The sequence below is a fragment of the Pseudobutyrivibrio xylanivorans genome (assembly GCF_008935055.1).
GTDB classification, from domain to species: domain Bacteria; phylum Bacillota; class Clostridia; order Lachnospirales; family Lachnospiraceae; genus Pseudobutyrivibrio; species Pseudobutyrivibrio xylanivorans_A.
The window spans coordinates 2,232,218-2,257,414 of record NZ_CP043028.1 but is presented as its reverse complement, the minus strand read 5'-3'; the positions used below and the strand labels follow the sequence as shown (position 1 = coordinate 2,257,414).

Genomic DNA, 25,197 nt, shown 5'->3' with positions numbered 1-25,197 from the left:
TTGCATACGCCCTATTTACCGGTAATAATCTTGTTGTATCAGACCCTAAATTCCTTTAAAATATTGGATTGTACGGAGGATAATAATAATGAGAAGTTTTTTAAAAAGAAAGAACATCGAGATATCGGTGAAGCGTTATTTGATCGACGCACTGGGTGCCATGGCACAGGGACTTTTTTGTTCCCTCTTAATCGGCACAATCATTAATACAATCGGAACACAGTTTAACATCGCCTATCTAACCACGCCTGTTGCCACAGTATCAGGTATTGAATACACAGTTGGCGGTCTTGCTGTTGCAATGAGCGGTCCAGCAATGGCTGTTGCAATTGGACACGCACTTCAGGCGCCACCACTTGTTTTATTTTCACTAATAAGTGTAGGCTTTGCCTCAAATGCACTTGGCGGAGCTGGCGGCCCACTTGCAGTACTTTTCGTTGCAATCATTTCTGCTGAAGTTGGTAAGCTCATTTCAAAAGAGACCAAAATTGACATTCTTGTTACACCACTTGTAACTATCGGTGTAGGTATTGCTCTTTCAGCATGGTGGGCTCCTGCCCTTGGCCGTGCCGCAAGCTCTGTTGGCACCCTTATCATGTGGGCTACAACCAAACAGCCATTTTTGATGGGTATCCTTGTTTCAGTAATCGTAGGAATAGCTCTTACACTTCCTATTTCATCTGCAGCAATCTGCGCTGCTCTATCGCTTACAGGCCTCGCCGGCGGCGCTGCAGTAGCAGGCTGCTGTGCACAGATGGTAGGCTTTGCAGTTATGAGCTTCAAAGAAAATAAATGGGGCGGCCTCATCTCTCAGGGAATCGGAACCTCAATGCTTCAGATGCCAAACATCATCAAGAATCCACGCATTTGGATTGCGCCAATCCTTTGCTCTGCTGTCACTGGTCCTATTGCCACCTGCATTTTCAAAATGGAAATGAATGGCGCTGCCGTTTCATCAGGCATGGGAACCTGCGGTCTTGTTGGTCAAATTGGCGTTTACACTGGCTGGCTCAACGACATCGCAGCTGGCACAAAAGCATCAATCACTACAATGGATTGGGTTGGACTCGTCCTCATCTGCTTCATTATCCCAGCAGTACTTTGCCCAATCATCAATAATCGTCTCATCGCAATGGGATGGGTTAAGCGCGGCGATATGAAGCTGCAGTAATTTTAAATTTTCATAAGAATACAAAAAGAACTGTATCTTGCAGCGATATCCAATTTTTTAGATTTTTAAATCTAACTTATTGGCATCAAACCAAGATACAGTTCTTTTCTTTTATTCTCTTATGCTACATATTCTGTTTTCCATTTGATAATGATTCCTCAACCCAGGAACTTTTTTATCAATTAGGTATCTAAAAACCCTATATACTCATTGCTAAATTGATAAAAATCCCTTAGCCTAGAGATTTTTTATCAATTGACCATCTAGAAACCCAATATATTCATTTCCTGATTGATAAAAATACTCCAAACAATGGAAAATTTATCAATTCAGTATCTATCATCCCTATATATTCATTCCCTGATTGATAAAAATACTCCAAACAATGGAAAATTTATCAATTCAGTATCTATCATCCCTATATATTCATTCCCTGATTGATAAAAATACTCCAAACAATGGAAAATTTATCAATTCAGTATCTATCATCCCTATATATTCATTCCCTGATTGATAAAAATCCTCCAAACAATGGAAAATTTATCAATTCAGTATCTATCATCCCTATATATTCATTCCCTAATTGATAAAAATACTCCAAACAATGGAAAATTTATCAATTCAGTATCTATCATCCCTATATATTCATTCCCTGATTGATAAAAATACTCCAAACAATGGAAAATTTATCAATTCAGTATCTATCATCCCTATATATTCATTCCCTGATTGATAAAAATCCTTCAACCACAAGTATTTTTATCAATTGAATTTCTAGAACCCCTATATACTCATTGCTAATTTGATAAATTCATTTCAAACCAAGAATCATTTATCAATAGCTATAGATAGTAAAAAAGTGGGTTCCTAAAGGAACCCACATGAATTTATAAGTTTTTGTGGGCTACTTAAGGAAAAAGCTCACAAAAGTCCTGCTTTGCATGATCTATATATCTGAAAAATCCTCCACCAGGACTTCGTCACGTTCTCTACTCTGGTGTGATTTCCTGTTAGCGTCTCGACTGGATTTTCTGCCAGCATCTCGGCCATATTCTCCACGAGAATCTCTGCGTGATTCGTGGCGTCTTCCACACTCTCTGCCAACAGCGCTCTTCACCACTGCGTAAACCACAAAATGAGTCACAAACATAGCAACTATGATAAACAGATGGGTGAAGAAAATGTTTGTAATTACTCCATTGTGCTTGAGTAGGTAGTCATTGGAGTAACCATAGAGGCACATAATTCCAAGATAAGCAAGGGCCATAAGCATCATCGGAATATTCGCTGCTGCCCTTTTTATGCAGTTCAAAAAATCTGTGAAACTGGCATCGAAGTACACGAATCGTCCAATCATTAAAGTCAAGAAATATGCAATAAACATATCGTAATTATTATCATCATAAATAAACTTGATATAAGCAAAGATGATTATCATATAAAGCATTCCAGTCAGACGGATAGATGCCATAGCCTCATCATCCAAATGCTCCGTTCTGAGTACCACATGATCAAGGAATGAATTTATCAGAATGGAAATTATCATAAACACCAGCAATATATAATCCTTGTAACTGTCCCAAAAAACCTTGAAGCTTCCACCTGTAACAAAGCGATTTATCAAATAATAGGCAGCCATGAATCCAATGATGGTTCCGCCTGAAAAAATCAGCTCATAGAACCTCTCAGACAAATAGTAAAACTCATGCTCCAACTTTGAGCCTGTCTTGTTTGTCTTCTTCGCATATACGTAAAAGACCAAAAATACAACAAGCATTAATACTATTGCAAGTAACAAAAAAATCAAAAACTGTGGCATTTGGAAATAATGTCGCACGTAATCCATATAAGTCATAGTCATCATTCTCCTACTATTAGTATTAGTCATAGTCATTCTTTACCTTTTCTATAGGTTCGACTATGCTGTTTAAGATACTGTGGATTGGTTTCATTCTCCTACCGCATAGACGGTTTTCGAAAGGCTCCAACCACAGTCTCTTTGTTTATTTGTTAATCAGTTAGTTACCGCATGACGGTTTATCAAGAAGTAGGTTACGATTGCAAGGAGCCCTGTGGATTTGAAACAGTATCAATACTATTATTAGGGAGGTCCTATATGATCTATGTAGGAATTGATGTCGCTAAAGACAAACACGATTGCATTATCAAAAACACTGTTGGGGAAGTTGTTTTCAAAACATTCACCATCAAAAACAATCTTGATGGGTTCAATGATCTTTATCAGAGAATAGAATCCGTAATGGAAGATGTATCAAAAGTAAAAGTAGGACTAGAAGCCACCGGACACTATAGTTACAATCTTCTTGGATATCTCTTTGATAAAGGTTTGCCCACCTTCGTTATCAATCCGTTACATACCAATCTGTACAGAAAAAGTCTAAGCCTTAGACAGACGAAAACGGATAAAGTAGATGCCAGTACGATTGCTTCTATGCTTATGTCAGATGTGAACTTAAAGTCCTACTCTGACACATCGTACCACAACGAAGAACTCAAGTCACTAACCCGCTATCGCTTTGATAAAGTAAAAGAACGGGCAAAGCTTAAAACTTCCATATCTCGTCTGGTCTGTATTCTTTTTCCTGAATTAGAAAAGCTTGTTCCTACTCTGCATATGAATTCTGTTTATTCATTGCTATACGAATTTCCAGGTGCCAAGCAAGTAGCAAGCGCTCATCTCACAAGACTTTCAAATCTACTGGCAGAAGCTTCTAACGGCCATTACGACAAGGATGTTGCCATAACATTTCGAGAAGCAGCAAGGGCCTCTATCGGTTCAACTATGCCAGCTAAATCCCTTGAATTAAAGCACACCATCAAACTGATACGTGAGCTTGATTCCGAGATTAATGAAATCGAAGAAGAAATTAAAGCTATCATGAATACCATCAATTCTCCAATTCTTAGCATTCCTGGAATAAGCTATCGTATGGGAGCTATGATCATAGCAGAGATTGGTGATTTTGACAGATTTGATTCTGCAGATAAAATTCTGGCATATGCTGGTTTATCACCATCGACATATCAATCCGGGCAATTAGATAACTGCCATCCTCGAATGGAAAAGCGAGGCTCCAGATATCTACGATATGCTCTGTTTAACGCCACTATCTTTGTCTGCCATTGGGATCCGACGTTCAATGCTTACCTTGCCAGAAAGCGTGCTGAAGGAAAGCATTATTATGTTGCCGTATCTCATGCCACGAAGAAGCTCGTGCGACTGATATATCAGCTTGAGAAAACTCGTCAGTCATACAACAAAGCCGTTTAACTAATTCCATACAAATCTTTTTTAATGAGCATCTCAGATGATGCTCTATTTGTCATGCAGTTTTCAAGGTACTGATTACGATGAAAAGCCATCGTCGCTTTATTTAAAACATTTCTGTTTCAAATCATTTTTTATTGACAATCTTTAATAGTTAGTCTTTTTAATTGTTCTAGCAGAACATCACCGATTATTTATCATAGCAGTTTTAACTCTTCAGATGTACATAAAAATAAAAAAATAATCCCAGTCCTGCGAAACCATTTGCGCATCAAAGGCCTTTTACAAAAGTATATTGGAGAAAATTGGGAACATCTCTCATCCTTCAGAAAATTGCAATTTCTGGAGTGCAGTTATCAATAGATCAATGTTTAATTACGGAAAAATTTTAGACAGACCTGTAGTAGGAAATGTTCCTTCTGGCTACGCACTTTGGACTCTTGCCAACGGAATCGAATACAACCAGGCTGTTTATTCTGTGACTGTTCCAACTGATATTACATCCTAATCTTTCTGGCAAACTCCAATCCTTCTTCGCTTCTTGAAGCAATCAAAAGTGGTCGTGAGCCCTGAATTGTCATAATGTGCCCCAGCACCTTCTCACGAAGTGCATCATCCATACCAAGGAATGGCTCGTCCAAAACAATGAAGTCAGCTGGCACGAAAAAAGCTCTTACGATTTCCACCAAACGGCGCTCAACATCTGTAAGCTCTGAAACGGGGATGTCCATTCGTTCCTCTAGCAGGAATCTCTTCAATTCCTCGATTGCTCTTCCCTTGCTTGCCCATCTGTGGGCCTTTTTAACGTTCCATATTGCATTCTTTCTCAAATTCAGCTGTCCAGCCTGAGAAACATAGGCACTGTGCAACGTAGGATATTTGTAATCTCCCATTCGTGCCACATGCCCGGAATCAGGCTGCTCCAGACCCATAAAAATCTTTAGCGCTGTGGTCTTGCCTGCGCCCTCAGGTCCTACAAATGCATAGCATCTGCCATCTTCAATTTCTACATTCAGGTCATCAATCACCTTGCGACCATCATAGGATTTTGTAATATGATCAAGTATTATAGTCATTTTTCAAGTCTCTTATTCTGTAATTCTTTTAAGCTGATTTGTGCCAAGGAATTCGCTGTATGGTAATTCTACCTCAATAAATCCTGCTGCATAGCTGCCTAAGTCATATGGATAAAAATAATAAACCGCATGGTCCTCGTACCAAATAATATTTCCAGAATCAATATGTACTGATTCGTATGCACTTGAGTATGCATCATCTGCATTCTCTGCAAAGTATTTATCTGAGCTCTTCTGGTAATCTTCCTTTACCTTACCTGCAACAAAGGTCTTGAACTCCTCCTCTGTTCCGCTATAGAAGTCGGAAATACCAAGCTCCTCACCAGTGGTTAAATCGAATATTTTTTCTTCACGATCTGGCATTCCGTGAGCACCACCGCCATACCAATAACCAGCCATACGAACCTCGAGGAATCTGTCATTAATTATTGATATATCAGAAACTGTAGTCTCATTTGTTTCGCAGCCCTGCTCTTCGTAGTCCTTATGCCACTCACAATCATCTGCATAAGCATCTGTAACAACCTCACCATTTTTAGCATCTGCATATTCAAGCTGCTTATTGATTTCATCCGCATGTGCAGAATATTTTGCATCTAAGACAAAGTTCTCACCATAGTTTTTTGAAACTGTCACACCGCAAGCTGAGCACTTTTCAGTATATGAGTAATAGTTTATTGTTCCATAATTAAGTGAAGAATATTCCTGCACAGTTAAGCCTAAATCCTCAAAAGTCCCACTGTACTCATTAAATCTAGCCCACTTCTCTTCGTTACCAAAGAATTGCAGCGCATAAATTTGACCATCAAATAGCCTGAATCCATCGACACCAAATCTGTCATTACCTGTGCCTGGGATTTTTGATGTGGCATAAAGCTTATCGTTCTGGTCTTTGCGACAATCGTATCGATACACAGTGTATTCATTTACACCATACTGCTTTTCAGTGGTCATCTGATAATAAACAATGCCATCCTCGTAATCCAAGTACCCATCCGAGTAGTTCTCACCATTGATTATATGAGTACTTCCATCCTCGAGACTGTAGCAAATCATTAGCAATCCATCACTATCATATTCGTTCAGGTAAAGATAATTCTTGCTGTAGCCCAAAAGATAATTATCACCCTTTTGGAAATCTTCAAAAGGAGTTTCACCCTCATGGGTAAGCTTGCTAAAACTATACTTCGTGTATTCCCCCTCTTCGTACCTTTCCTGCACTACAAGATAGCCAGCCTCATCATAGGTACGCTTTAAGCACTGATAGTACTTTGCAGGCTCTATGAGCTTTCCCTTATGTGCCTGCAAAATATCATTTATATCTGAAGCCTCCTCGGTGAAAGTCAATGTTTCAGGCTCAACACTGAAGACATGCTCCTCCTGACTGGCAATATCTTCGTATGTACGGATGTCCACATAGACCTTTCCCTTGTAGTAATCAAAAGCCATAGGAGACCAGATGTCAGCAGCGGAAAAATAGATAACCCATTTCTTTGAAGCTGCATCAATCGCATAGTAATTAAGCGTAGATTTCTCTCCAGAATAATTAGAGTAATGGAAATAGATTATTCCATCATACATTCCATCTATGGAAACGCCATACTCATAGTCCACACCGATTTCCTCGAATACATCCTTAAAATCTTCAAAGGTGTACTTGCTAATTTCCTTGCCATCAGTGTCTACCGTATATCCGATATTATTGTCGTAGGTTAAATAATACTGCTCGTCAGAAGAGCTTATAGCTTCAGTAACTGTCTCTTCCACACTCTCCTTAACATCAGTGATTGCAGTTGTAATATCATCTTTTTTACAGCCGCAGCTTCCAACTGCAAGTGCAGCGCACAAAAGGATTACTATAGATTTCTTCACTTGTATTCTCCTTAAAATTCTGTCCTTATTTCTCGTCACAAACCTGGAAAGTTAAAAACTTCAGATAATAGCTCTCGTCTGCAGCCCAAAGAATTGGGTGATCTGGAGCCTGTGTTCTAAACTCTACCTGACGTAAGCGCTTGTGGGCAGCCTGAGCGGCCTGGCCAATAACCTTTATAAATAAATCCTGAGTCATGAAGTGTGAGCATGAGCATGTGGCAAGATAGCCTCCATCCTTCACAAGCTTCAAGCCCTTCATATTAATCTCGCGGTAGCCCTTTATAGCATTCTTTGTAGCCTCACGTGACTTTGTAAAAGCAGGTGGGTCAAGGATAACTACATCAAACTTCTCTCCTGCCTCAGCAAGCTTTGGAAGCTCATCAAGTACGTTAGCCTGACGGAATTTTACTGTAGAATCAAGACCGTTTAACTTCGCATTTGCGGTAGCCTGCGCCACTGCAAAATCAGAAATATCAAGTCCTGTAACCTCAGCTGCTCCGCCGAGTCCAGCATTAAGAGCAAATGTACCCATATGAGTGAAGCAATCAAGAACTCGTTTATCCTTGCAAAGGCGCTGAATAGAAAGACGATTGTACTTCTGGTCAAGGAAGAAGCCAGTCTTCTGACCGTTAACAACATCCACCATATAGTGAACACCGTTCTCTACTATCTCTACATTTGTATCAAACTCTGCGCCAATAAAGCCCTTATAAGGAGCAAGTCCTTCCTTAACGCGAACCTTAGCATCACTTCTCTCGTAAACACCACGGATGTGATATCCATCAGCCTCCATGATTTCCTTTAACATATCCACAATCTTAAGCTTTAGCTTGTCGATACCCAGTGCAAGTGATTCAACCACAAGCACATCGTCATACTTATCAATAACAAGTCCTGGTATAAAATCAGCCTCTCCAAATATAACTCGACAGCAGTTCATATCTACAGGAAGCAATACGGATTTACGATATTCCCACGCTGCCTTCACTCTCATGCGAAGAAAATCATCATCAATAAGCTGATCCTTCTTACGAGTCATCATACGAATTCTAATCTTTGAATTTGTATTAATGAAGCCTCGGCCCATCATATATCCATCAAAATCATGAACAATTACAATGTCCCCATTTTCAAAAGAGCCCATTACACTATCAATTTCGTTATCAAAAATCCAGGCTCCGCCAGCTTTGATTGTACGACCCTCTCCCTTTTTTAATGTGACAATTGCCTCTGCCATATTTAATCCTCCATAATATCAATCAAACAAAAAGGTGAACCTGCAGCCAAGTAAGCCTCAGTTCACCTTGGTGTCACAGATGATTATACACTACTTTCCCGAAATAGTAATGTCATCTGCCATAATATATGGAATTACCCAGTCACCACTACAAAGAGTTTCCTTTGAAATAGCGATAATATTGTGTAAAACAGTAATAAGATTAAAGCTAATCATTGTTTCGGTAACAGCATGCTTAATCTCACCATTTTCGATGTAAAATGCATTTTTTGCAACGCCGGCCAACTCGCCGTTTACTCCTGGTGCGCCGCAGGAAATGAAGCCAACAATTAGTCCCTTTTCGATACCTTTTATCATATCTTCTAAAGCTGTATCACCAGGCTCAACTACGTATGCACTGCTTGAGTTTGGTGCAACCTTTCCGTTTGTTTTGTTAGCACCATAAAGTGTTGTGCAAAAATTTTTGAGCACACCATTTTCAATAACAGTGAAATCCTCACTTCTGAATCCATCAACGGTGTGAACCTCGTGTTCGATAATTCTAGAATCCCATGGCTTCAAAGAGAATGTAAATAAATCTGATGCAACCTTGCTGCCCATCTTATCAGCCCAAGGACTTGATTTATCAATGAGTACGCCATCACTAAGCGCATTTTCCCTAAATGTTCTCAATGCACTCATAAAGCACTCCGGTGTGAAAATAATCTTTCCTACGAACTTGCCCTCCACTGGAGTTGGCTTTGCTGACATCTCAGCCTCTTCAAGATCTCGTCTGATTCTGCCTAGCTCGATAAATGGAGTATCCAAATTATCAATTTTTATGTAAGAACCAGAGATACCTGATACTGCGTCCCCTTCTTTGCCAGCAAATTCAAGGCTAACGCCATAGCTACCCTTGTGGGTGACATCCTCTGTGCCATTGGAATTTCTGTAAACTGCATCTGTTCTTATATGCTCAAGAATTACCTGTGAAAGAAGAATCTTTGGATATTCATTTTTGATTGCTTCAATAAGCTCCTTTGCGCGTTCCATCAGCTTATCAATATCTGGTTCAAGGACGCCCATAGTGAATTCGCCGCCCTCAATCTCTGGAGCAAGACCAAAGCAATCGTCCGCCATACCTGATTTTGTAGTCTCAAGTAAATTATCCAGTGTCTCCTTAATTGTTTCCTTGTTCAAAGAATTAGTGCTTGTTTTGCCAGGCTTTTTATCAACGATAATTCCTACACCAACATTGCTGTCAAACAAAGTTCTAAAAAGAGAAAACTCGTCATCGATATAAGAAATCTCACGTGTAACTGTTTCTGAAACCGAGTACTGTGCAGTAACATCCCCCTGCTTTTCAAAATAATCCTTTATAAAATCACTGGTCTCAAAGAGCTTTTCCATATTATTCATATCTGCCATGTTAGCGTCCTCCTATGTTGATTTTGCACTTGATTGCCGGACCGCCCATAGAAACAGCCATTGGCTGCTTCTTGCCGCAGGTTCCAAATGGAGACCAGCTAACTTCATCAGAAACCATGTCAACTGTATTAAGCATATCGAAAGCAATGCCTGAAACTGTAGTATCAAGAATCGCTCTTCCAAGCTTACCCTTCTTAATTTCGTAGCCAGCAGTTATTCCAAACATAAACTCACCAGTGAGATCTGCCTGACCGTTTCCAGTATCAATCAGATAATAACCATCCTCAACTGAAGCAATCATATCCTCCAGCTTATCCTGACCTGGAAGGACAGTGGTGTTTCTCATTCTAATAAGAGGTTCATCCGAAAATGCGTAGCCCCTTGCATTTCCCTGTGGCTTTACACCGTACTTAAGGGCAGTCTCTCTATTGTGCATAAAACCAGTCAAAACGCCCTTGTCAACAAGCACTGCATCCTCTGCCGGAACACCCTCATCATCAATATAAACTGGAAGTGGTGTCTGTCCATCCTGATACGTATATGCGTAATCTACAATGCTGATTTTGTCAGATGCAACCTTCTTTCCAAGGTTTGGACCAGCCACAGAACCGCCCATAACAAGATCAGCCTCAACAGTGTGGCCAATGGCCTCGTGAGCAATCATTCCTGCCACTCTTGGGTCAAGAATAACAGTCTTGTAGCCAGCCTCAGCATAAACGCCCTCAGCCTTGTCGCAAAGAGCCTTGTAAATATGATCGACCTTTTCATAAACCTTGTCCAAGGACTTGAAATGGTCCTCAATATTTCCAAAGCCTCCCACAAGTTCAAATAGCTCCACAGTGCTTCCATCCTTTGCTGGCATCTTCAAACATACTGCAATTCTGCATCTTGGATATGCCACATGACCATCACAGGCATCAGAAGTATAGATGTACTTTTCCATTGTGTCCTCGCGGTAGTTCACTGTTCTTGATGTAATCTTTGGACAGTGTGCCACAACATAGTCATCCACCTGCTTTAATAAATCAATTATTCTCTTTTGCTCAAAATCAATAATGAATCTCTTAGAATTGATTAACTGAGAATTAATAGGAGGAAGTGCCACCTTTTCACTGCTGGCATACTTCCTAAGATAGTTAGCATTTTCAGTGGCTGCCTTGATAACCTTCTCTGCAGCCTCTTCACTGAACTCTGCCATTGAAGAAAAACCTTTAACCCCATTTTTGTAAACGATAGCGCACACGCCATTCTCCTCAGAGCGCTGATTTGTTGTCAGTATTCCCTGATGAAGAACTGCGAGGCGAAGTCTGTTTTCCTGCCCCCTGAGGACAGACTGAACCCCTGTTTCGAAACAGGACTTTTTTGATCCTAAAATGTCGCTAATCATAATGCCTCCATAACAATATTCTTCCTTGCGAATCAAGTGCACTTTTCCGCTTTAACACTTTAATTCACAAATATCCCAATAAGTTGATTTTACACAAAGAAATAACGCTTTTCAATAAAAAAGACCACTGGATTCATCAATCAAAAATCCAGTGGCCACTATAAAGAAGAGAATTGTTTTCTATTATGGAGCAGCCTCTATAACTCCATAAAAGCTTTTATGTTAAGCTGCTTTTTTCTTTCTGATAATCATTGTAATTCCAATGATAACGATAACTGCAGCAATAACATCACCAAGTATTATGCACTTCTGCCATGTAGCAAGCTTGTAGCTTACTGTTGAACCAGGAACGATGCCCTGCATAGCATTAGAATTTGCAACCATGTATAAAGTATTATGAGCAGCCTTTCTCATTGCAGCTACACCTGTAGCTGAAGTCTGATCTGTAACACTTCCATCAGCGAATGTGTTAAGCATAAGGTCATTTCCAGCTCTTACACCTGAATCAGGATCCATGTAAGCTGAACCACCAAAGTAATCTGACTCAACTGCTCCGTTAAAGCCCCACTCGTCGCGAAGGATAGTAGTCATGAGACCATATCTTGCGCCTGACCATGTGCAACCAATTCTGTTGTATGAACTCATGATGGCTGTAGCAGCACCAATTGTAGAAGTCTGAAGCTCACCATTTTCGTCATAGTAATTTACATCAGCCTTAGCTTCCTTAACTGTAATCTCGAAAGGTCTAAGGTAAATTTCACGGATTGCCTGCTCATTAGCCCATGTAGCAATACCATTTCGTCCGTCTTCCTTGTCATTAAGTGCGAAATGCTTGAGGTAGCAATATGAACCATACTTCATAACTCCACTAACCTCTGAAGCTGCAATCTTACCTGCAAGAAGTCCATCCTCTGAATAGTATTCGTAGTTACGTCCTGCAAAAGCATTACGATGTGTATTCATAGCTGGTGCATACCAACCGTTGAAACCATTAAATAATCCCTGCTCACCAACAATCTGACCCATCTCATTTGCAAGGTCTACATTCCAAGTAGCTGCAAGCACTTCCTCTGCTGGGAATCCAATGCAGATTGCATCCTTACCAGAAGCTGATACCCAAGTTGACCATCCCATAGGGCCATCATAATCAAGAGTAGCTGGCTTGCCGATATTTAAAAGCTCTGCTGTGTTGTAACCTGCATTAGCAAGCATGTTTGCAACCTCAGACATATCGAGCTCATCAAGTAAAAGCTCCCACTGCTCATCGTCATATGAAAGACCTCTTAAGTTAATAAGCTGAATTCCATTATCTGCCTTTGTTGTAGGCATCTTGTCAGCGTATACTAAACTGCCTTCAACATTACCTGTTAATGCATTTGTATTCTCGTCGTAAACTGTCTCGTGGGCAGTCTTGATGTAATCCTCTGCCTCGGCATCCTTTTCAGTAGGAGCTGTTGGATAAGTACCTGCAAAATCAGCTCTGCTGAAGTTAAGTGGCTTGCCATCTGTAGCAGTATCAACAAACTCAGCTGAAACATCATCAAACTGGTTTGTAGCTGTAATCAAATCACTTTCGCGCTTGTTGTCCCCTGAGAATACCTTTTCCTCAGCGTCGCGTGAATAATACTTTGTAGAATCAGCTGTGTCGATGCTTGCCCAGCTGTGAGCATTTTCGCTTAAGTAGAAACCGTATGTACCTGCATCAAGGACATATGCCTTATTATTCTTGTAATCGTATGATGCTAAATCATCCTCAGCAACTGTGATAGTAACTGTCTGAGACTGACCTGCCTCGATAACACCTGTTTTTGCAAAACCAGCAAGAACAACCTTGCTCTTTTCAATGCCACCCTTGATGTATGGGCTTTCTGCATAGATTTCAACTACATCCTTACCTGCTACATCGCCTGTGTTAGTAACCTTTACTTCGAAAGTATATGTGCCATCATTGTAATTTGCAGCAACATATTTCTTATCGAATGTTGTATAAGACAAGCCATATCCAAATGGATAAACTACAGCCTTGTCATAATCGAAACCTGCATAGTTGCCATCCATAGCCTCCGCTGCAGCTGTTTCGTAATATCTGTAACCAACGTAAATACCTTCTTCATACTCATTAAAGCGACCAGACTCATATCCACCAATTGAACCATCCACGTTTGAGTAGAATGTATCATCAAAATTTACATAAGTAGGGTCTGCTGTTAGGTCGCTGACAAAAGTGTCAACTGTACGACCTGATGGATTAACAGTACCATTTAATACCTTTGCTACTGCATTGGCACCCTGATCACCGATACATCCAACCCAGATAGCAGCATCAATACCATACTGCTCCTCATTTAAGAAACCAAGCTCCATTGCATTTGCTGTATTAAGAACTACAACAATCTTGCCGAATGCTCCTGCATCCTTCTGAGCCTTTACGTATGCAAGCATATCCTGCTCTCTGCTATCAAGCTCAAGATAGCTCTTGTCCTTATCTGCGTCTGTTGTAGCAAACTCAGACATATCTGTAGGAAGATCACAACCCTCACCACCAACACGGCCGATAAATACGATTGCTGCATCGCCGTATGTTGTAAAGCTGTCCTTAAGACTTTCTGGATAATCTGCAAGTGGAACCTCTGCGATGATGTCGCCCATAAACTTTGCTGTACCCATTGATGAAACGAAGCCACGGCCTGTATACTCAACGTCCATCTCGCCCATGCCTGTCATCATCTTTTCCTTTACAACCTCAGTTGAAATAGGATGCTTTGCATAGAAATCAAATAAATCATTATTAACCTTGAAGCCATTTGCCTCAAATGCTGTCTTGTAATCTACTGGTGAGCTTTCTGTAGCAGCACTTCCTGCACCTGTGTAAATAGGATCTACAGATGTTCTACCGAATAGTGAAACCTCGTTTTCATCTGTAGCAAGTGGAAGTGCCTGGTTATCATTCTTGAGAAGAACAATACCCTCCTGCTCAACCTCCTCAGCCTTCTGCTGACTTGCTGTAAGCAGGCTGTCAGCATCAGCATGCTCTGCCTTGTAATAATCTCCGTCCAATGAGCTTGCAAACTCATTCTGTTTAATAACTGCGTCACCCTTACCAAAGTACATATTCATTACTGTGTAAAGTGGACCTGTAAGGACAATGCTAACTATAATTGCAAGAAGTGCAACGATAGCAATAACAACTGTCCAAATTCTTGTGAATTTCTTCACGCTCATCTCTTCATCCTCCTTAACCTTATCAGGTTTATTTGTTGAGTCCAATCTATCACAAAAAATGTGGATTTCTCATTGTCGGTACGAAATGCAAAAATAGAGAACGAAATGTGCTATACTCTGGTTAGATTTTCTTTGAGGAGGTTATGATGTATCAGGCAGTAATCGTGGATGATGAAAAGGAAATATTAGATTCGACAAAGGCTATGCTTGCTGATTCCTTCAACAATCACAATGTTCAGGTAGCCTTTGATTTCTTTACCAACAGTGAGGATTTTCTCGCTATGCTTGAGCAGCATTTCCATTATGATATTCTTTTTTTAGATATTGAGATGCCCGGTTTGGATGGTATTTCACTATGTAAAGAAATCCGAAAGATTTCCCCTGATGCCCTTGTAGTTTTCATTTCAAACAAAGAAGAGCTTGTATTCCAAACCTTCGAAGTTCAACCATTCAGATTTATTCGTAAAAGCGAATTAAGGGAACTGACAGACCATCTTGTTACCTCCGTGATTTCCGAACTACAAAAAAGAAAACCCAAAACAATCAAATTCACAGAGACCAACGGAGATATCATTTCCTTCGATGCCAGAACAATCATCTACGCAGAGGCTCAACGAAAGGAATGCCGAATCGTCACCACCGGCAGAGATGAAATTATCAAGTTCAAATTCATGGATTTGGAAAATGCACTGAAGGATTTACATTTCATAAAAATTCATCGCAGCTATATTGTTAACATGGATTTCATTTCCAAAATAACCAAGAATTCTGTGATTCTTACAAACGGGGAAGAATTGCCAATCAGCAGAGGTTCAAGTGAAGAGCTTAAGCAACAGTTTATTACCTACTCTATGTAGATTTTGCTTATTATTTTCAGGAAAGGATTATTATGATTTATCAGCTATACCGCACTACAGAACTGGAAGGTGTTATTCACTTTGCGCTACTGCTATACATTCTTCATCAGGTTTTTCCAAAATACCGCAAAGGATTTAACAATATTTCTTTCTTCGGACTTAGCATGGGCACATTTCTAATTTTTAAATATGCCCCTTATTTCATTCCACAAATTCACTATAACCGCCCTTATTGGTATTTCTACTTTATCGCACTTCCAATATCACTTTTCTTTGCTCATCTATGTTTGGACGGCATTTTCTTTTTAAAGACAATTTATATATCATTTTTCATCGCATTTATTGAATTAAGTAAAATGATTTGCTCGCCTTTATACTCAATGGAAAATACCATGAACCCAACCACCTATGCCATGATAGACATTATTTCTGGTCTACTACTGTTTATCTTTTTGGTGCTTCTTGGCAAACTATTCAAGTACTCTGCCATTCACGTGGATGCTTCCTTCATAAAGCCCAGATTTTTCTTTGTATTATATCTGCCAATTAGTCTGCTTGTTTTTTACTGGTCAGGGCTTTTTGATATTCCATGGTTCAAGCGCTATCAGGATGCAATTTTGGCACTAATAATTTTGCCAATTATTCCAATGTTTTATGATTTCTTCTCCACCTTTTTGAAAGCATCCGAGGAACAGCGCCGTCTGGACCTGGCATTAACAGACACCAGGGCTCAGGTTTTCAGATACCGTTATTCTCTTGAATTGGAGGAACGCATAAAGAAGGAAAGACATGAATTAAAGAATAATTACCTATATATTCAAACTCTTTTGAATGAGGGGAAAGTAGACAAGCTTCAGGACTATTTAGATAACACAATTGGAGAAAAGCTATCACAGCTATCAGCCATCTCCACTGGAAACACAATGATTGACTACATCCTGAATCGAAAAATAGCCGAGGCTCAACGACATGGGATAAAGGTTTACTCTGAAATTCTCTTGCCTGCTGAACTTCCAATTAATGATGATGAATTCTGCACCATTTTCCTAAACCTATTTAACAACGCTTTTGAAGCGTGTAGCCAGGTGGATAATCCAGATATCCATATCACCATCAAATGCATTAAAAGCTACCTTACACTTGAAGTTTCTAACAAAATTAATTCCGAGCTATTAAGTAATAACCCAGAATTAAAAACAACCAAGACCGACAAAGAAAATCACGGTCTTGGTTTAAAAATAATCAAGGATGTTGTTTCCCGCAATGATGGCATATTCCAAACCACAATTGAGGGTAATTATTTTCATGGAAAGGTTATGCTTGCATTGGAGAAATAGTTCATATGTTTACTTGAAAAGATTTTTTAAATCCATAAGTGTGTCAAGTCTCTTGTAAAGGATTTTGCTCAGTTCTTCGTCAGGCTCAGTAAGGTCTGGAATCATCACCACATTACAGCCTGCTCCGTGTGCACTCCTGCAACCGTTTGGCGAATCCTCCACTGCAATTGTCTGCTCAGGTGGAAGGTTCAGCTCCCTGCAAGCATAGGCGTAAATATCTGGCGCTGGCTTGCCAAATTCTACCATGTCGGCGCAAATGATTGCATCAAAATATTCATACAGTCCAACTCGCTTAGTATAGCGCTCCGCCCTGTCCTTATCGTTTGCTGTGACAAGGGCTGTGAAAATCCTCTGTTCCCTAAGCCACTGGAGAATCTCCTTTGCTCCAGGCTTAAGTGGAATTCCATTTTCTGCAAGCATTTCTTCCACAAGCTGCTTGCGATAATTTCTCACTTTCCAATAATCAAAATCCTCGCCATACCATTCCTTAAATTGCTGTACCGCAAATGGCCTTCCAAGTGATCGAAGAATCAAAGGCTTCTCTTCCGACATCTCATAACCAAAATGCTCCAGTGTCTGTGGCCATGCGGTCTGATATAGCTTTTCTGTATCTGTAAGTGTTCCGTCCATATCAAAAAGGACGGCTTTAATTTCTTTTTCCATATTATTTCCCATAGCTTTCGCTCTCCAAAATTAGGTTTTAATCTTTGAAAATACTATCATTTCACAGTGATTAATACAAACCATATTCCGTAACAAATATGTAACACTATTGAAATATTTGTCCATAAATGGTATAGTGCTAATAATTATTTGTTATTATTTGTGGGCAGATAAATGGAAAAGCCCACAATAGCTTACACACCTGTTGCTTGCTAAAAGGAGAATGCTTATGAAAAAGGGACTTGTTATGGAAGGTGGTGCTATGCGCGGCATGTTCACCTGCGGTGTTATAGATGTTATGCTAGAAAATGGCATTGAATTCGATATTGCCGTTGGCGTTTCAGCGGGGGCAACCTTTGGTTTGAATTTCAAATCAAAGCAAATAGGAAGACCTCTCCGCTACAATAAGGTCTATTGCAACGACAAGCGATATGCCAGCTTCAAATCCCTGATTGAAACAGGCGATTTATACAATGTTCCATTTTGCTACGGCACCTTGCCATATGAGCTGGATGTTTGGGACACTGAAACCTTTTATAACAATCCAATGGATTTCTATTGCGTTGCCACAGACCTTCAATCCGGAAATGCGGTATATCATAAATGTGATAATCCTGACAGTACCCCTGAGGGAGTTGATATCAAATGGATTCGTGCTTCTGCATCCATGCCTGTTGTCTCCCGCCCTGTTAAAATAAATGGTCGAGCTTATCTTGATGGAGGCATGTCTGATTCCATTCCACTAAAATTTATGGAGAGCCAGAATTGTGACAGGATTCTTGTGATTGAGACTCAGCCAATTGATTACGTAAAGCAACCACAGAAGTATATGTGGCTCATCAAGATGGTACTCAGAAATTATCCAAAGATGATTGAAACCATGGCAAAGCGCCATGAAATGTATAACGAGGAAAAGGCATACATTCGCGCCCAGGAAGCAGCCGGAAAGGTATTCGTCATCCGCCCTGCTGCTCCGCTTAAAATTGGAGCCACTGAAAAGAAGCCTGAAGAACTGCAACGTGTATACGAATTAGGGCGCGCAGCCGCGATATCCCAGCTTGCTGCCCTGAAGGCGTATTTAGGCTAGATGCTGGTTTATCAATAATACTCACCCCCAGCCTATATATTTTCTTTTGGCAATGATAAAATAAAGCCTAAACTCAATGCTTTTATCAATAGATAGCTTGCCTGCCCCATACTATCGTTTTGGATTGATAAAAATATTTCAAAATCTGAATTTTTTATCAATCTCGAACGTAGTTATGATGAATTATGGATGACACATTGATAAATATTTCTATTTAAGAGAGCAATTTATAAATACATATCCCTCCATCCCTATTATTTCCATTTTCATTGATAAAAATCTCGTTTTAATAAATATTATTATCAATAAAAAACATAGATATAACGGCTAAAAGGCTACCTATTGATAATTTATCCAAACACTAAAAGCCATAGTTAGCTTGCTTATACAAAAATATAACTAATACTACAAAACGGCGCGCCTTTGCTCGTTATATTTTATCAATCCAGCTCACCATTTCTCCGTTTGATAATTTTGCATTGACAATTCCAGATTCACATGCTAGAGTAAATAAGTCTTTTTTCTAAAAATTATCCGGTTGTTCCCGTTTCTGGGGCAGTATTCCATTTTCATATTCAGAAAATAAATTAATAAAGAGGTACAAAAAAATAAAAGAAAAATATATCTATCAAAATAAAAGTATCACAAAGGAATTATTATCAATTGATTCTGAACTAAAGAAACTCCCTGATGGCGAGCTTAGAGTTTACTCAAATAACGGCTCTTATAAATGGTATAATTACCATAATAATCAACTGGCATATCTATCCCGTAAAAATAATTTAGCTTTGGCGCAAAAACTTGCACAGAAGAAATATCTTCTTCTAAAGAAGCAATATCTTACTGAAAAACTGCACACTCTAGATTATGAGAATGAGCTCCTTGAACCATTAGAAAATGCAATAGATTCTTTTCTTAAAAATCCAGGCTATTGTCAACTGATGACATCCAACTCTTTCGAGTCTAATTCTTCAATTGAGCAATGGATAAATGAAAGCTACAATTGCAACCCACATTATCCTGAACAACTATCTATACCATGCCCATCTGGGAAAAAAGTAAGATCTAAATCTGAATCCTATATAGATATGGCGCTTTTCCAAAAAGGAATCCCTTACAAATATGAATGTGAATTAATAATTCAGGGAAGAACTTTTTATCCTGATTTCACTCTACTCAATCCAATCACAGGAAATCTAATATATTGGGAACACTTTGGAATAATGGACGATTCCTCCTACGCTAAAAAAGCCTTCAATAAGATGCAGCTTTATCATTCGAATGGAATCGTACCAGGCAAGAATCTTATAACAACTTTTGAGACAAAGGAGAATCCTTTTTCTTATTCTGACGCAGTTAGTGCATTGTCTATGATGAGGCTATAGAAATTACTTTCACAACTAGGCATTATTACATTGTGGATTGATAAAATCTTCTTGGAGTGCACTGGTTTTATCAATTGCCACCACTCAATCATGCATTTTTGTATTTGGCGTTGATAAATTTCTCCTTGAAATCATTGATTTTATCAATAGCTACTACTCAATCCAGCTTTATTGCATTATGTATTGATAAAGTCTCCTCAGAAATCATTGATTTTATCAATAGCTACTACTCAATCTGGCTTTATTGCATTATGTATTGATAAAGTCTCCTGCGAAATCATTGATTTTATCAATAGCTACTACTCAATCCAGCTTTATTGCATTATGTATTGATAAAGTCTCCTTAGAAATCATTGATTTTATCAATAGCTACTACTCAATCCAGCTTTATTGCATTATGTATTGATAAAGTCTCCTCAGAAATCATTGATTTTATCAATAGCTACTACTCAATCCAGCTTTATTGCATTATGTATTGATAAAGTCCCCTTAGAAATCATTGATTTTATCAATAGCTACTACTCAATCCAGCTTTATTGCATTATGTATTGATAAAGTCCCCTTAGAAATCATTGATTTTATCAATTACCTGCTCCCTAAGTGGCATAGTATCGTTTTGAATTGATAAGTTTTTGAGAAATATGAAGATTTTTATCAATGTCATACAATAGTATGCTAGTTTGAAACTTGTCTATTGATAAAATCCACCGATATGACAGATATTTTATCAAAGCATGTCCTCAAAACCTTATTTCTCCATTTAAAATTGATAAGAGTGGACATAGCCATAGGACATAGCCATAGGACATAGTACTAAAGAAAGGACTGCATCATATGATGCAGTCCTAATTTGATTATCGCAATAAAACTTCTTGCAAATTGCCTATGCGAATTCCCACATGAATCATTATTTATACTTGCGGAACACAGCTACACTTGTGGCGCCTATTGCTGCGGCGGCAGCGACTAAGATTGCGACCACCACTGCTGGGTTAACGCCTTTTTCTTCGATAGCCTGAGGTGTTTCCTCATCCTCGATTGTAACAGTCTGAGACTGCTCTACTGAATCGTCCTTAGCAGGTTCTTCTGCTGGTTCCTCAGCTACTGGAGCCTCTTCCGGAACTGCTTCCTCAGAAGCAACCTCTTCAGATTCGTCCTCTGCTGTCTCGTCCTGAGCCTCTTCTGCGCTGGCAGAATTGCTTGCCTTTGCAACCTTCTTTGAAGTAGCTTTCTTTGCAACAGTCTTTGTGTCATTGCTTGCTACCTGAACATCAACTACAGCCTCAGGTGCCTTGGTCTCTGCAACAACTGCTGGAGATGTAGCAGGTGCAGCAGATGATGTTGTATTTGAAACAGTCTGCTGTGGTGCTTTTGAAGGAGTCTGAGTTGGAACTGGGGTAGGCTCAACTGTTGTAGTTGGCTCTGGTGTTGGGGTTTTCTCAGATGCCTCCTGGGCTGGTGCAGGAGCAGGTGCTGGGGCTGGAGCAGGAGCTGGTGCAGGTTCTGGATTAGGGGTTGGCTCTACAGCCTCTCCGCCCTGTGCAAGAGCTTCAGCACTTGGTCTTACCACTGTAAACAATGCCTGTACATCATTATCCTGGTCGCCATTGCCATTATTTGTAATAAGGTGAAGTCCATCAATAAATGTATGATGCTCTGCAGCCTTAACCTGTGGCATTGGGTTAAAAGCAGATGTCAAAACATCGATGAATGAAGTTATCGCATCTACTATCTCATCCAAGAGATTTTCCTCGTCGACTTCTTCTGCCTGCTCCTCAGCTGCCTCATCAGCCATAGTAGACTCTTCTGTATCCTCTGTTCTGCCATCATCAGCCACAGCCTCTACTACAGCATCTGCTGACTGCTCGACATCACTATTCTCTTCAACAACAAAATCCTCTGCCTTTTCGTCAGAAGCTACTGAATTCTCATCCCTCTCAGACTCTTCCTGCTTCTCAGAATACATAATCTCATTTGGAACATTTACTGAATACCAGTTGTTTCCAATATGAGTCATTGGCTTTCCTGGCCAGCCACCAAAATACTCGTGGTTCTCGCCATCTGTCCATGCATAGAGGTTTGCTCCATCAAAGTAATATTCCTGATCAAGCTTGATGTAGACTCTTGTCTCATTTTCTCCAAGTGGCTTTTCTTCTTCGATAACACGATACTTAGGTGACTCTGGCTCTGATGGTTCATCAGACTCAGCTTCCCTTGGTGGTTCCTTCTCTACTGCTGCCTCAGGTCTTTCAGAAATCAATTCAACATTATCAATCTGTGTGCCATCGCCATCATTAACAATAAGGTGAAGTCCATCATGGCTAAGAGCTGCTTCAGAAACACTTACTGAATACCAGCCACCACCAATGTGCTGCATAGCCTTTCCTGGCCAGCCGCCGAAGTATTCTTTGTTTGCGCCGTCTGTCCATGCATACATGTTGATTGCATCCCAGTCAGCTGTGTTGTAATAATAAATCTTTACCTCTCCAGTCTTGAGTGCTGTCTCTGTTTCAACTGGTCTATCTGTTAATTCCTTAGGAGGATCAAGCTCTGGATGGAGATTCTTCTCAAGCTTGAGATTATCGTTTTCAAGTGCCTCAAGTGCAGCTGCCTTTGAAGCATACTTGTATTTAGCACCGATGAAGTATACCTTCTTCAAGCTGTCAACCTTCATATCCTCTGTCTGACGCTTGCCATCATCTCCCTGAACATAGTTGTTGAAAATGATGTTGAGGTTTGAGCTTGGAGATGCAGCGATTGTCTTCTTCCACCAGCCATCGCCCTCGTACTCGCATTGCTGTCCTGGCCAGCCACCTAAATCAATATCGCCCCAGGTGTAGACACCTACGTTGTCCCAACCTGCTGCATTGTAATAATAAACTGTAATGGAATCAGCGCTGATGCCTGTAGCCTCTTCTGCTGCCTGACGTGATGTATATCTTGTAACCTCAAAGTTACCGTTTCCATTCTTGTCCTCTGGAACGATGTAGACATCCTCTGCATCCTTCGCGATTGAAATATCTACTGTCTGTCCACCGTCGCCATTAAAGATAATTGAAAAATCATCCTGTCCAAGCATCTTTACTGTAGCACGAACCCAATAACCTTCGTCACTGTCGCAAGCCTTTCCTGGCCAACCACCAAAGAGCTGCTCACTGCTATGCTTCCATGCATACGCATTTACGGATTTCCACTCATCAGTGTTGAGGAAATATACTGTCTTTGTAAATATTCCAAGAGCATCCTCTGCCTCAGTCTTTGAGCTGTAAAGCTTGTCAGACTTCGCTGTCATGTATTTTCCAGAAGTCTCAGAAATTGAAAACTCTGCTGACTCATTGCCATCGCCTGTAAATCTTACTTTGAATTCCTTGGCTGGAATGGTAACCTTCCACCAGTTATAGCCCTGATTATCACAGCTATAAACAGTATCGCCAACAACAGCGCTAACACTGCTCCAACCGTCGGTGTTATGAAAGAACAGCGTGGAATAGTCACCGTCTGCCAGCTTGTCCAATACAACAACTGACTTGGCAGGAACGGTTCCTGTAAGCTGACCATCTGCTACTGTGTAGAGTGATTCGTCTCTGCCTTCAACTGAATCTACATAAGTTCCAGAAGAAAGATTAGTCTCCGAATCAAGTGCAAAATCATTTTCACTAGCATTTACAATTACAACTCCTTTACTTCCTCTTTCAATCATAAGAATTGAAGAGTTATTACCAGGATTGCGAAGATTCTCAGCCTCGCCCTCCATTGCGGTTCTGAATTTGTTAACCGCTACAACCTCAGGTGCCTTGTAGATGTCGCTACCTGCTACACCAATCTGATTTGTTCCCCAAGGATTTTCTTTTGAGCTTCCATCAGGTCTGCTGAAGAAAAGTGGTGTGCCATCAGCGCGGGCTGCGATAATTGCCCAGCCAAGGATAACCTCCTTGTCATCAACCTCATTGTAGCTCTTGTCATTGATGTAGTTATCATGAGACTCTACCCATGTAACGAGCTTGTTTGAATCTGCCGTGTATGTCTTTCCTGTAGAAGTGTCATCGCTAATCTTGTAGTTCTGAAGCTTCTTTACAGAAACGTTACCTGAAGATGCAGCATTTCTGATTGCTCCACCATAGTTGCTGGCAACTGTTCCACCGAGCATATCCTGATATGCAGCCACACGAGAAGCATCTCCATCAAGAACCTCACCGTATACAAAAAGATCTGCATAATTCTTTGAACCATAAGCGTCGATAGCGGCCTTCATATTAGGATAGAAATTGTTCCTGTCCTCCTGGCCTGCGTACTCCTCTGCCACCTCGTCATCTGGAAGTGCGATGTGCTTTGCAGTATCAATTCTGAAGCCGTCTGCACCACATTCGATACAATCCTCAAGGAAATCATAGAAGTACTTCTGGAATCCAGGATTTTCTGTATCAACATCTGGAAGTCCACCCATTGCATCGTAAGTTACAGATACACGCTTGTCGTACTGCATACCACCATCGTCGCCATTTTCAACCTTTGCACCGATGTGATAAAGGGCATCCTCTCCACCTGCAGCTGCCTTTAAATCCTCAGAAACCTGATCATATAAAGGTGTTGTATGGTTTGGAGCGATATCTACGATGATACCAATGCCATACTTGTCAGCCTCTTCGCACATTGCCTTAAACTCATCACGTGAGCCAAGCTGATAGTTACCAATCTTCCAGTCTGTTGGCTGATAGTGATAGTACCAGCGACCTTCGTCTTCTGTCTCTCCGTAGAGAGCCATTCCATTATGAATAGAAAGACAATCGTTGATTGGTGATGTCTGAACTGCTGTGTATCCTGCTGCTGCAATCTCTGGCAGCTTCTCCCTGATAGTATTAAAATTCCAACAAAATGCGTGTAAAATTGTGCCATCGTGAATCGATGACCTTGTGACAGCAGATGCTGCCTGAACATTGTGCAATCCGCTTCCAGAAAGCGCAGCAATATTAGCTGCTGGCATACCTGCAAGCAATGCAAGACTCAATCCAGCCGAAGCAACGCGCTTCGCCCATAGTCCCACTCTTCTCATTAAATAAACCTCCCTAAAAATAAAAATATCGATGCCGGCCTAAGACATCTGCGCAATTAGTTGCGCTATGCATTTTTAGAGATTTCCTTCCCCCGATACATAAAAATATAAGGCTTTGCCGCCAAAAGGTCAATAGCATTATTTTGTCATATAGTGC

At 40.3% G+C, this 25,197-nt stretch carries 16 protein-coding genes; 7 read left to right on the top strand and 9 right to left on the bottom strand.

The genetic code is table 11. The features are described from left to right. Positions 1-88 precede the first annotated feature (88 nt). Positions 89-1,171, top strand: a complete 1,083-nt coding sequence (locus FXF36_RS10155; protein ID WP_330583180.1) for a PTS sugar transporter subunit IIC — start codon at positions 89-91, stop codon at positions 1,169-1,171. A gap of 946 nt (positions 1,172-2,117) precedes the next feature. Here the strand turns inward: FXF36_RS10155 and FXF36_RS10150 are convergent. Beyond that, a complete protein-coding gene (locus tag FXF36_RS10150; RefSeq protein WP_151623745.1) occupies positions 2,118-3,059 on the bottom strand; it encodes an APC family permease in 942 nt (313 codons plus the stop codon). A gap of 228 nt (positions 3,060-3,287) precedes the next feature. Here FXF36_RS10150 and FXF36_RS10145 point away from each other — a divergent pair, with 228 nt between their 5' ends. Beyond that, positions 3,288-4,463 (top strand): IS110 family RNA-guided transposase, encoded by a 1,176-nt coding sequence (locus FXF36_RS10145; RefSeq protein ID WP_151622512.1) that lies wholly within the window; start codon positions 3,288-3,290, stop codon positions 4,461-4,463. A 364-nt stretch (positions 4,464-4,827) separates the two neighbouring features. Further along, positions 4,828-4,968 (top strand): hypothetical protein, encoded by a 141-nt coding sequence (locus FXF36_RS16340; protein ID WP_167511357.1) that lies wholly within the window; start codon positions 4,828-4,830, stop codon positions 4,966-4,968. Here the strand turns inward: FXF36_RS16340 and FXF36_RS10140 are convergent. From FXF36_RS10140 to FXF36_RS10115, 6 genes are all read right to left on the bottom strand, one after another. Continuing rightward, positions 4,958-5,536 carry an ABC transporter ATP-binding protein gene (locus tag FXF36_RS10140; protein ID WP_151623743.1) on the bottom strand — a complete coding sequence of 193 codons (579 nt, stop codon included), beginning with the start codon at positions 5,534-5,536 and terminating at the stop codon, positions 4,958-4,960. The genes FXF36_RS16340 and FXF36_RS10140 overlap by 11 nt on opposite strands. 12 nt (positions 5,537-5,548) lie before the next feature. Then, positions 5,549-7,408 carry an RsiV family protein gene (locus tag FXF36_RS10135; RefSeq protein WP_151623741.1) on the bottom strand — a complete coding sequence of 620 codons (1,860 nt, stop codon included), beginning with the start codon at positions 7,406-7,408 and terminating at the stop codon, positions 5,549-5,551. 25 nt (positions 7,409-7,433) lie between these two features. Further along, the gene (locus tag FXF36_RS10130; protein WP_151623739.1) at positions 7,434-8,645 is read right to left on the bottom strand and encodes a class I SAM-dependent rRNA methyltransferase; all 1,212 of its coding nucleotides are present in this window, start codon (positions 8,643-8,645) and stop codon (positions 7,434-7,436) included. Positions 8,646-8,735: 90 nt separating this feature from the next. Continuing rightward, complete coding sequence (locus tag FXF36_RS10125) at positions 8,736-10,052, bottom strand: TldD/PmbA family protein (RefSeq protein ID WP_151623737.1); 1,317 nt, start codon at positions 10,050-10,052, stop codon at positions 8,736-8,738. A 1-nt stretch (position 10,053) separates the two neighbouring features. Continuing rightward, positions 10,054-11,439, bottom strand: a complete 1,386-nt coding sequence (locus tag FXF36_RS10120; protein WP_151623735.1) for a TldD/PmbA family protein — start codon at positions 11,437-11,439, stop codon at positions 10,054-10,056. A 222-nt stretch (positions 11,440-11,661) separates the two neighbouring features. Beyond that, on the bottom strand, positions 11,662-14,661 hold the full coding sequence (locus FXF36_RS10115) for a glycoside hydrolase family 3 protein (RefSeq protein WP_151623733.1): 3,000 nt from the start codon (positions 14,659-14,661) through the stop codon (positions 11,662-11,664). Between the two features lie 143 nt (positions 14,662-14,804). On the opposite strand from FXF36_RS10115, the gene FXF36_RS10110 reads away from it, so the two are divergent. Together FXF36_RS10110 and FXF36_RS10105 are read left to right on the top strand one after the other, a co-directional pair. Then, positions 14,805-15,518 carry a LytR/AlgR family response regulator transcription factor gene (locus FXF36_RS10110; protein ID WP_151623731.1) on the top strand — a complete coding sequence of 238 codons (714 nt, stop codon included), beginning with the start codon at positions 14,805-14,807 and terminating at the stop codon, positions 15,516-15,518. A 32-nt stretch (positions 15,519-15,550) separates the two neighbouring features. Continuing rightward, positions 15,551-16,855: a sensor histidine kinase gene (locus FXF36_RS10105; protein WP_151623729.1), complete on the top strand. Its 1,305-nt coding sequence runs from the start codon at positions 15,551-15,553 to the stop codon at positions 16,853-16,855. Between the two features lie 9 nt (positions 16,856-16,864). On the opposite strand, the gene FXF36_RS10100 is transcribed toward FXF36_RS10105, so the two are convergent. After that, positions 16,865-17,530 carry an HAD family hydrolase gene (locus FXF36_RS10100; RefSeq protein ID WP_243143493.1) on the bottom strand — a complete coding sequence of 222 codons (666 nt, stop codon included), beginning with the start codon at positions 17,528-17,530 and terminating at the stop codon, positions 16,865-16,867. A 217-nt stretch (positions 17,531-17,747) separates the two neighbouring features. Between FXF36_RS10100 and FXF36_RS10095 the strand changes: the two genes are divergently transcribed. Both FXF36_RS10095 and FXF36_RS10090 read left to right on the top strand, forming a co-directional pair. After that, a complete protein-coding gene (locus FXF36_RS10095; RefSeq protein ID WP_151623727.1) occupies positions 17,748-18,605 on the top strand; it encodes a patatin-like phospholipase family protein in 858 nt (285 codons plus the stop codon). 788 nt (positions 18,606-19,393) lie between these two features. Then, a complete protein-coding gene (locus FXF36_RS10090; RefSeq protein ID WP_151623725.1) occupies positions 19,394-19,990 on the top strand; it encodes a hypothetical protein in 597 nt (198 codons plus the stop codon). A gap of 907 nt (positions 19,991-20,897) precedes the next feature. On the opposite strand, the gene FXF36_RS16335 is transcribed toward FXF36_RS10090, so the two are convergent. Continuing rightward, positions 20,898-25,040, bottom strand: a complete 4,143-nt coding sequence (locus FXF36_RS16335) for a starch-binding protein (protein ID WP_167511356.1) — start codon at positions 25,038-25,040, stop codon at positions 20,898-20,900. Between the last annotated feature and the right edge of the window lie 157 nt (positions 25,041-25,197).

Coding starts and splice junctions, on each gene's coding strand:
- FXF36_RS10155 (WP_330583180.1), top strand. CDS start 89: ATGAGAAGTTTTTTAAAAAGAAAGAACATCGAGATATCGGTGAAGCGT.
- FXF36_RS10150 (WP_151623745.1), bottom strand. CDS start 3,059: ATGACTAATACTAATAGTAGGAGAATGATGACTATGACTTATATGGAT.
- FXF36_RS10145 (WP_151622512.1), top strand. CDS start 3,288: ATGATCTATGTAGGAATTGATGTCGCTAAAGACAAACACGATTGCATT.
- FXF36_RS16340 (WP_167511357.1), top strand. CDS start 4,828: ATGTTTAATTACGGAAAAATTTTAGACAGACCTGTAGTAGGAAATGTT.
- FXF36_RS10140 (WP_151623743.1), bottom strand. CDS start 5,536: ATGACTATAATACTTGATCATATTACAAAATCCTATGATGGTCGCAAG.
- FXF36_RS10130 (WP_151623739.1), bottom strand. CDS start 8,645: ATGGCAGAGGCAATTGTCACATTAAAAAAGGGAGAGGGTCGTACAATC.
- FXF36_RS10125 (WP_151623737.1), bottom strand. CDS start 10,052: ATGGCAGATATGAATAATATGGAAAAGCTCTTTGAGACCAGTGATTTT.
- FXF36_RS10120 (WP_151623735.1), bottom strand. CDS start 11,439: ATGATTAGCGACATTTTAGGATCAAAAAAGTCCTGTTTCGAAACAGGG.
- FXF36_RS10115 (WP_151623733.1), bottom strand. CDS start 14,661: ATGAGCGTGAAGAAATTCACAAGAATTTGGACAGTTGTTATTGCTATC.
- FXF36_RS10110 (WP_151623731.1), top strand. CDS start 14,805: ATGATGTATCAGGCAGTAATCGTGGATGATGAAAAGGAAATATTAGAT.
- FXF36_RS10105 (WP_151623729.1), top strand. CDS start 15,551: ATGATTTATCAGCTATACCGCACTACAGAACTGGAAGGTGTTATTCAC.
- FXF36_RS10100 (WP_243143493.1), bottom strand. CDS start 17,530: ATGGGAAATAATATGGAAAAAGAAATTAAAGCCGTCCTTTTTGATATG.
- FXF36_RS10095 (WP_151623727.1), top strand. CDS start 17,748: ATGAAAAAGGGACTTGTTATGGAAGGTGGTGCTATGCGCGGCATGTTC.
- FXF36_RS16335 (WP_167511356.1), bottom strand. CDS start 25,040: ATGAGAAGAGTGGGACTATGGGCGAAGCGCGTTGCTTCGGCTGGATTG.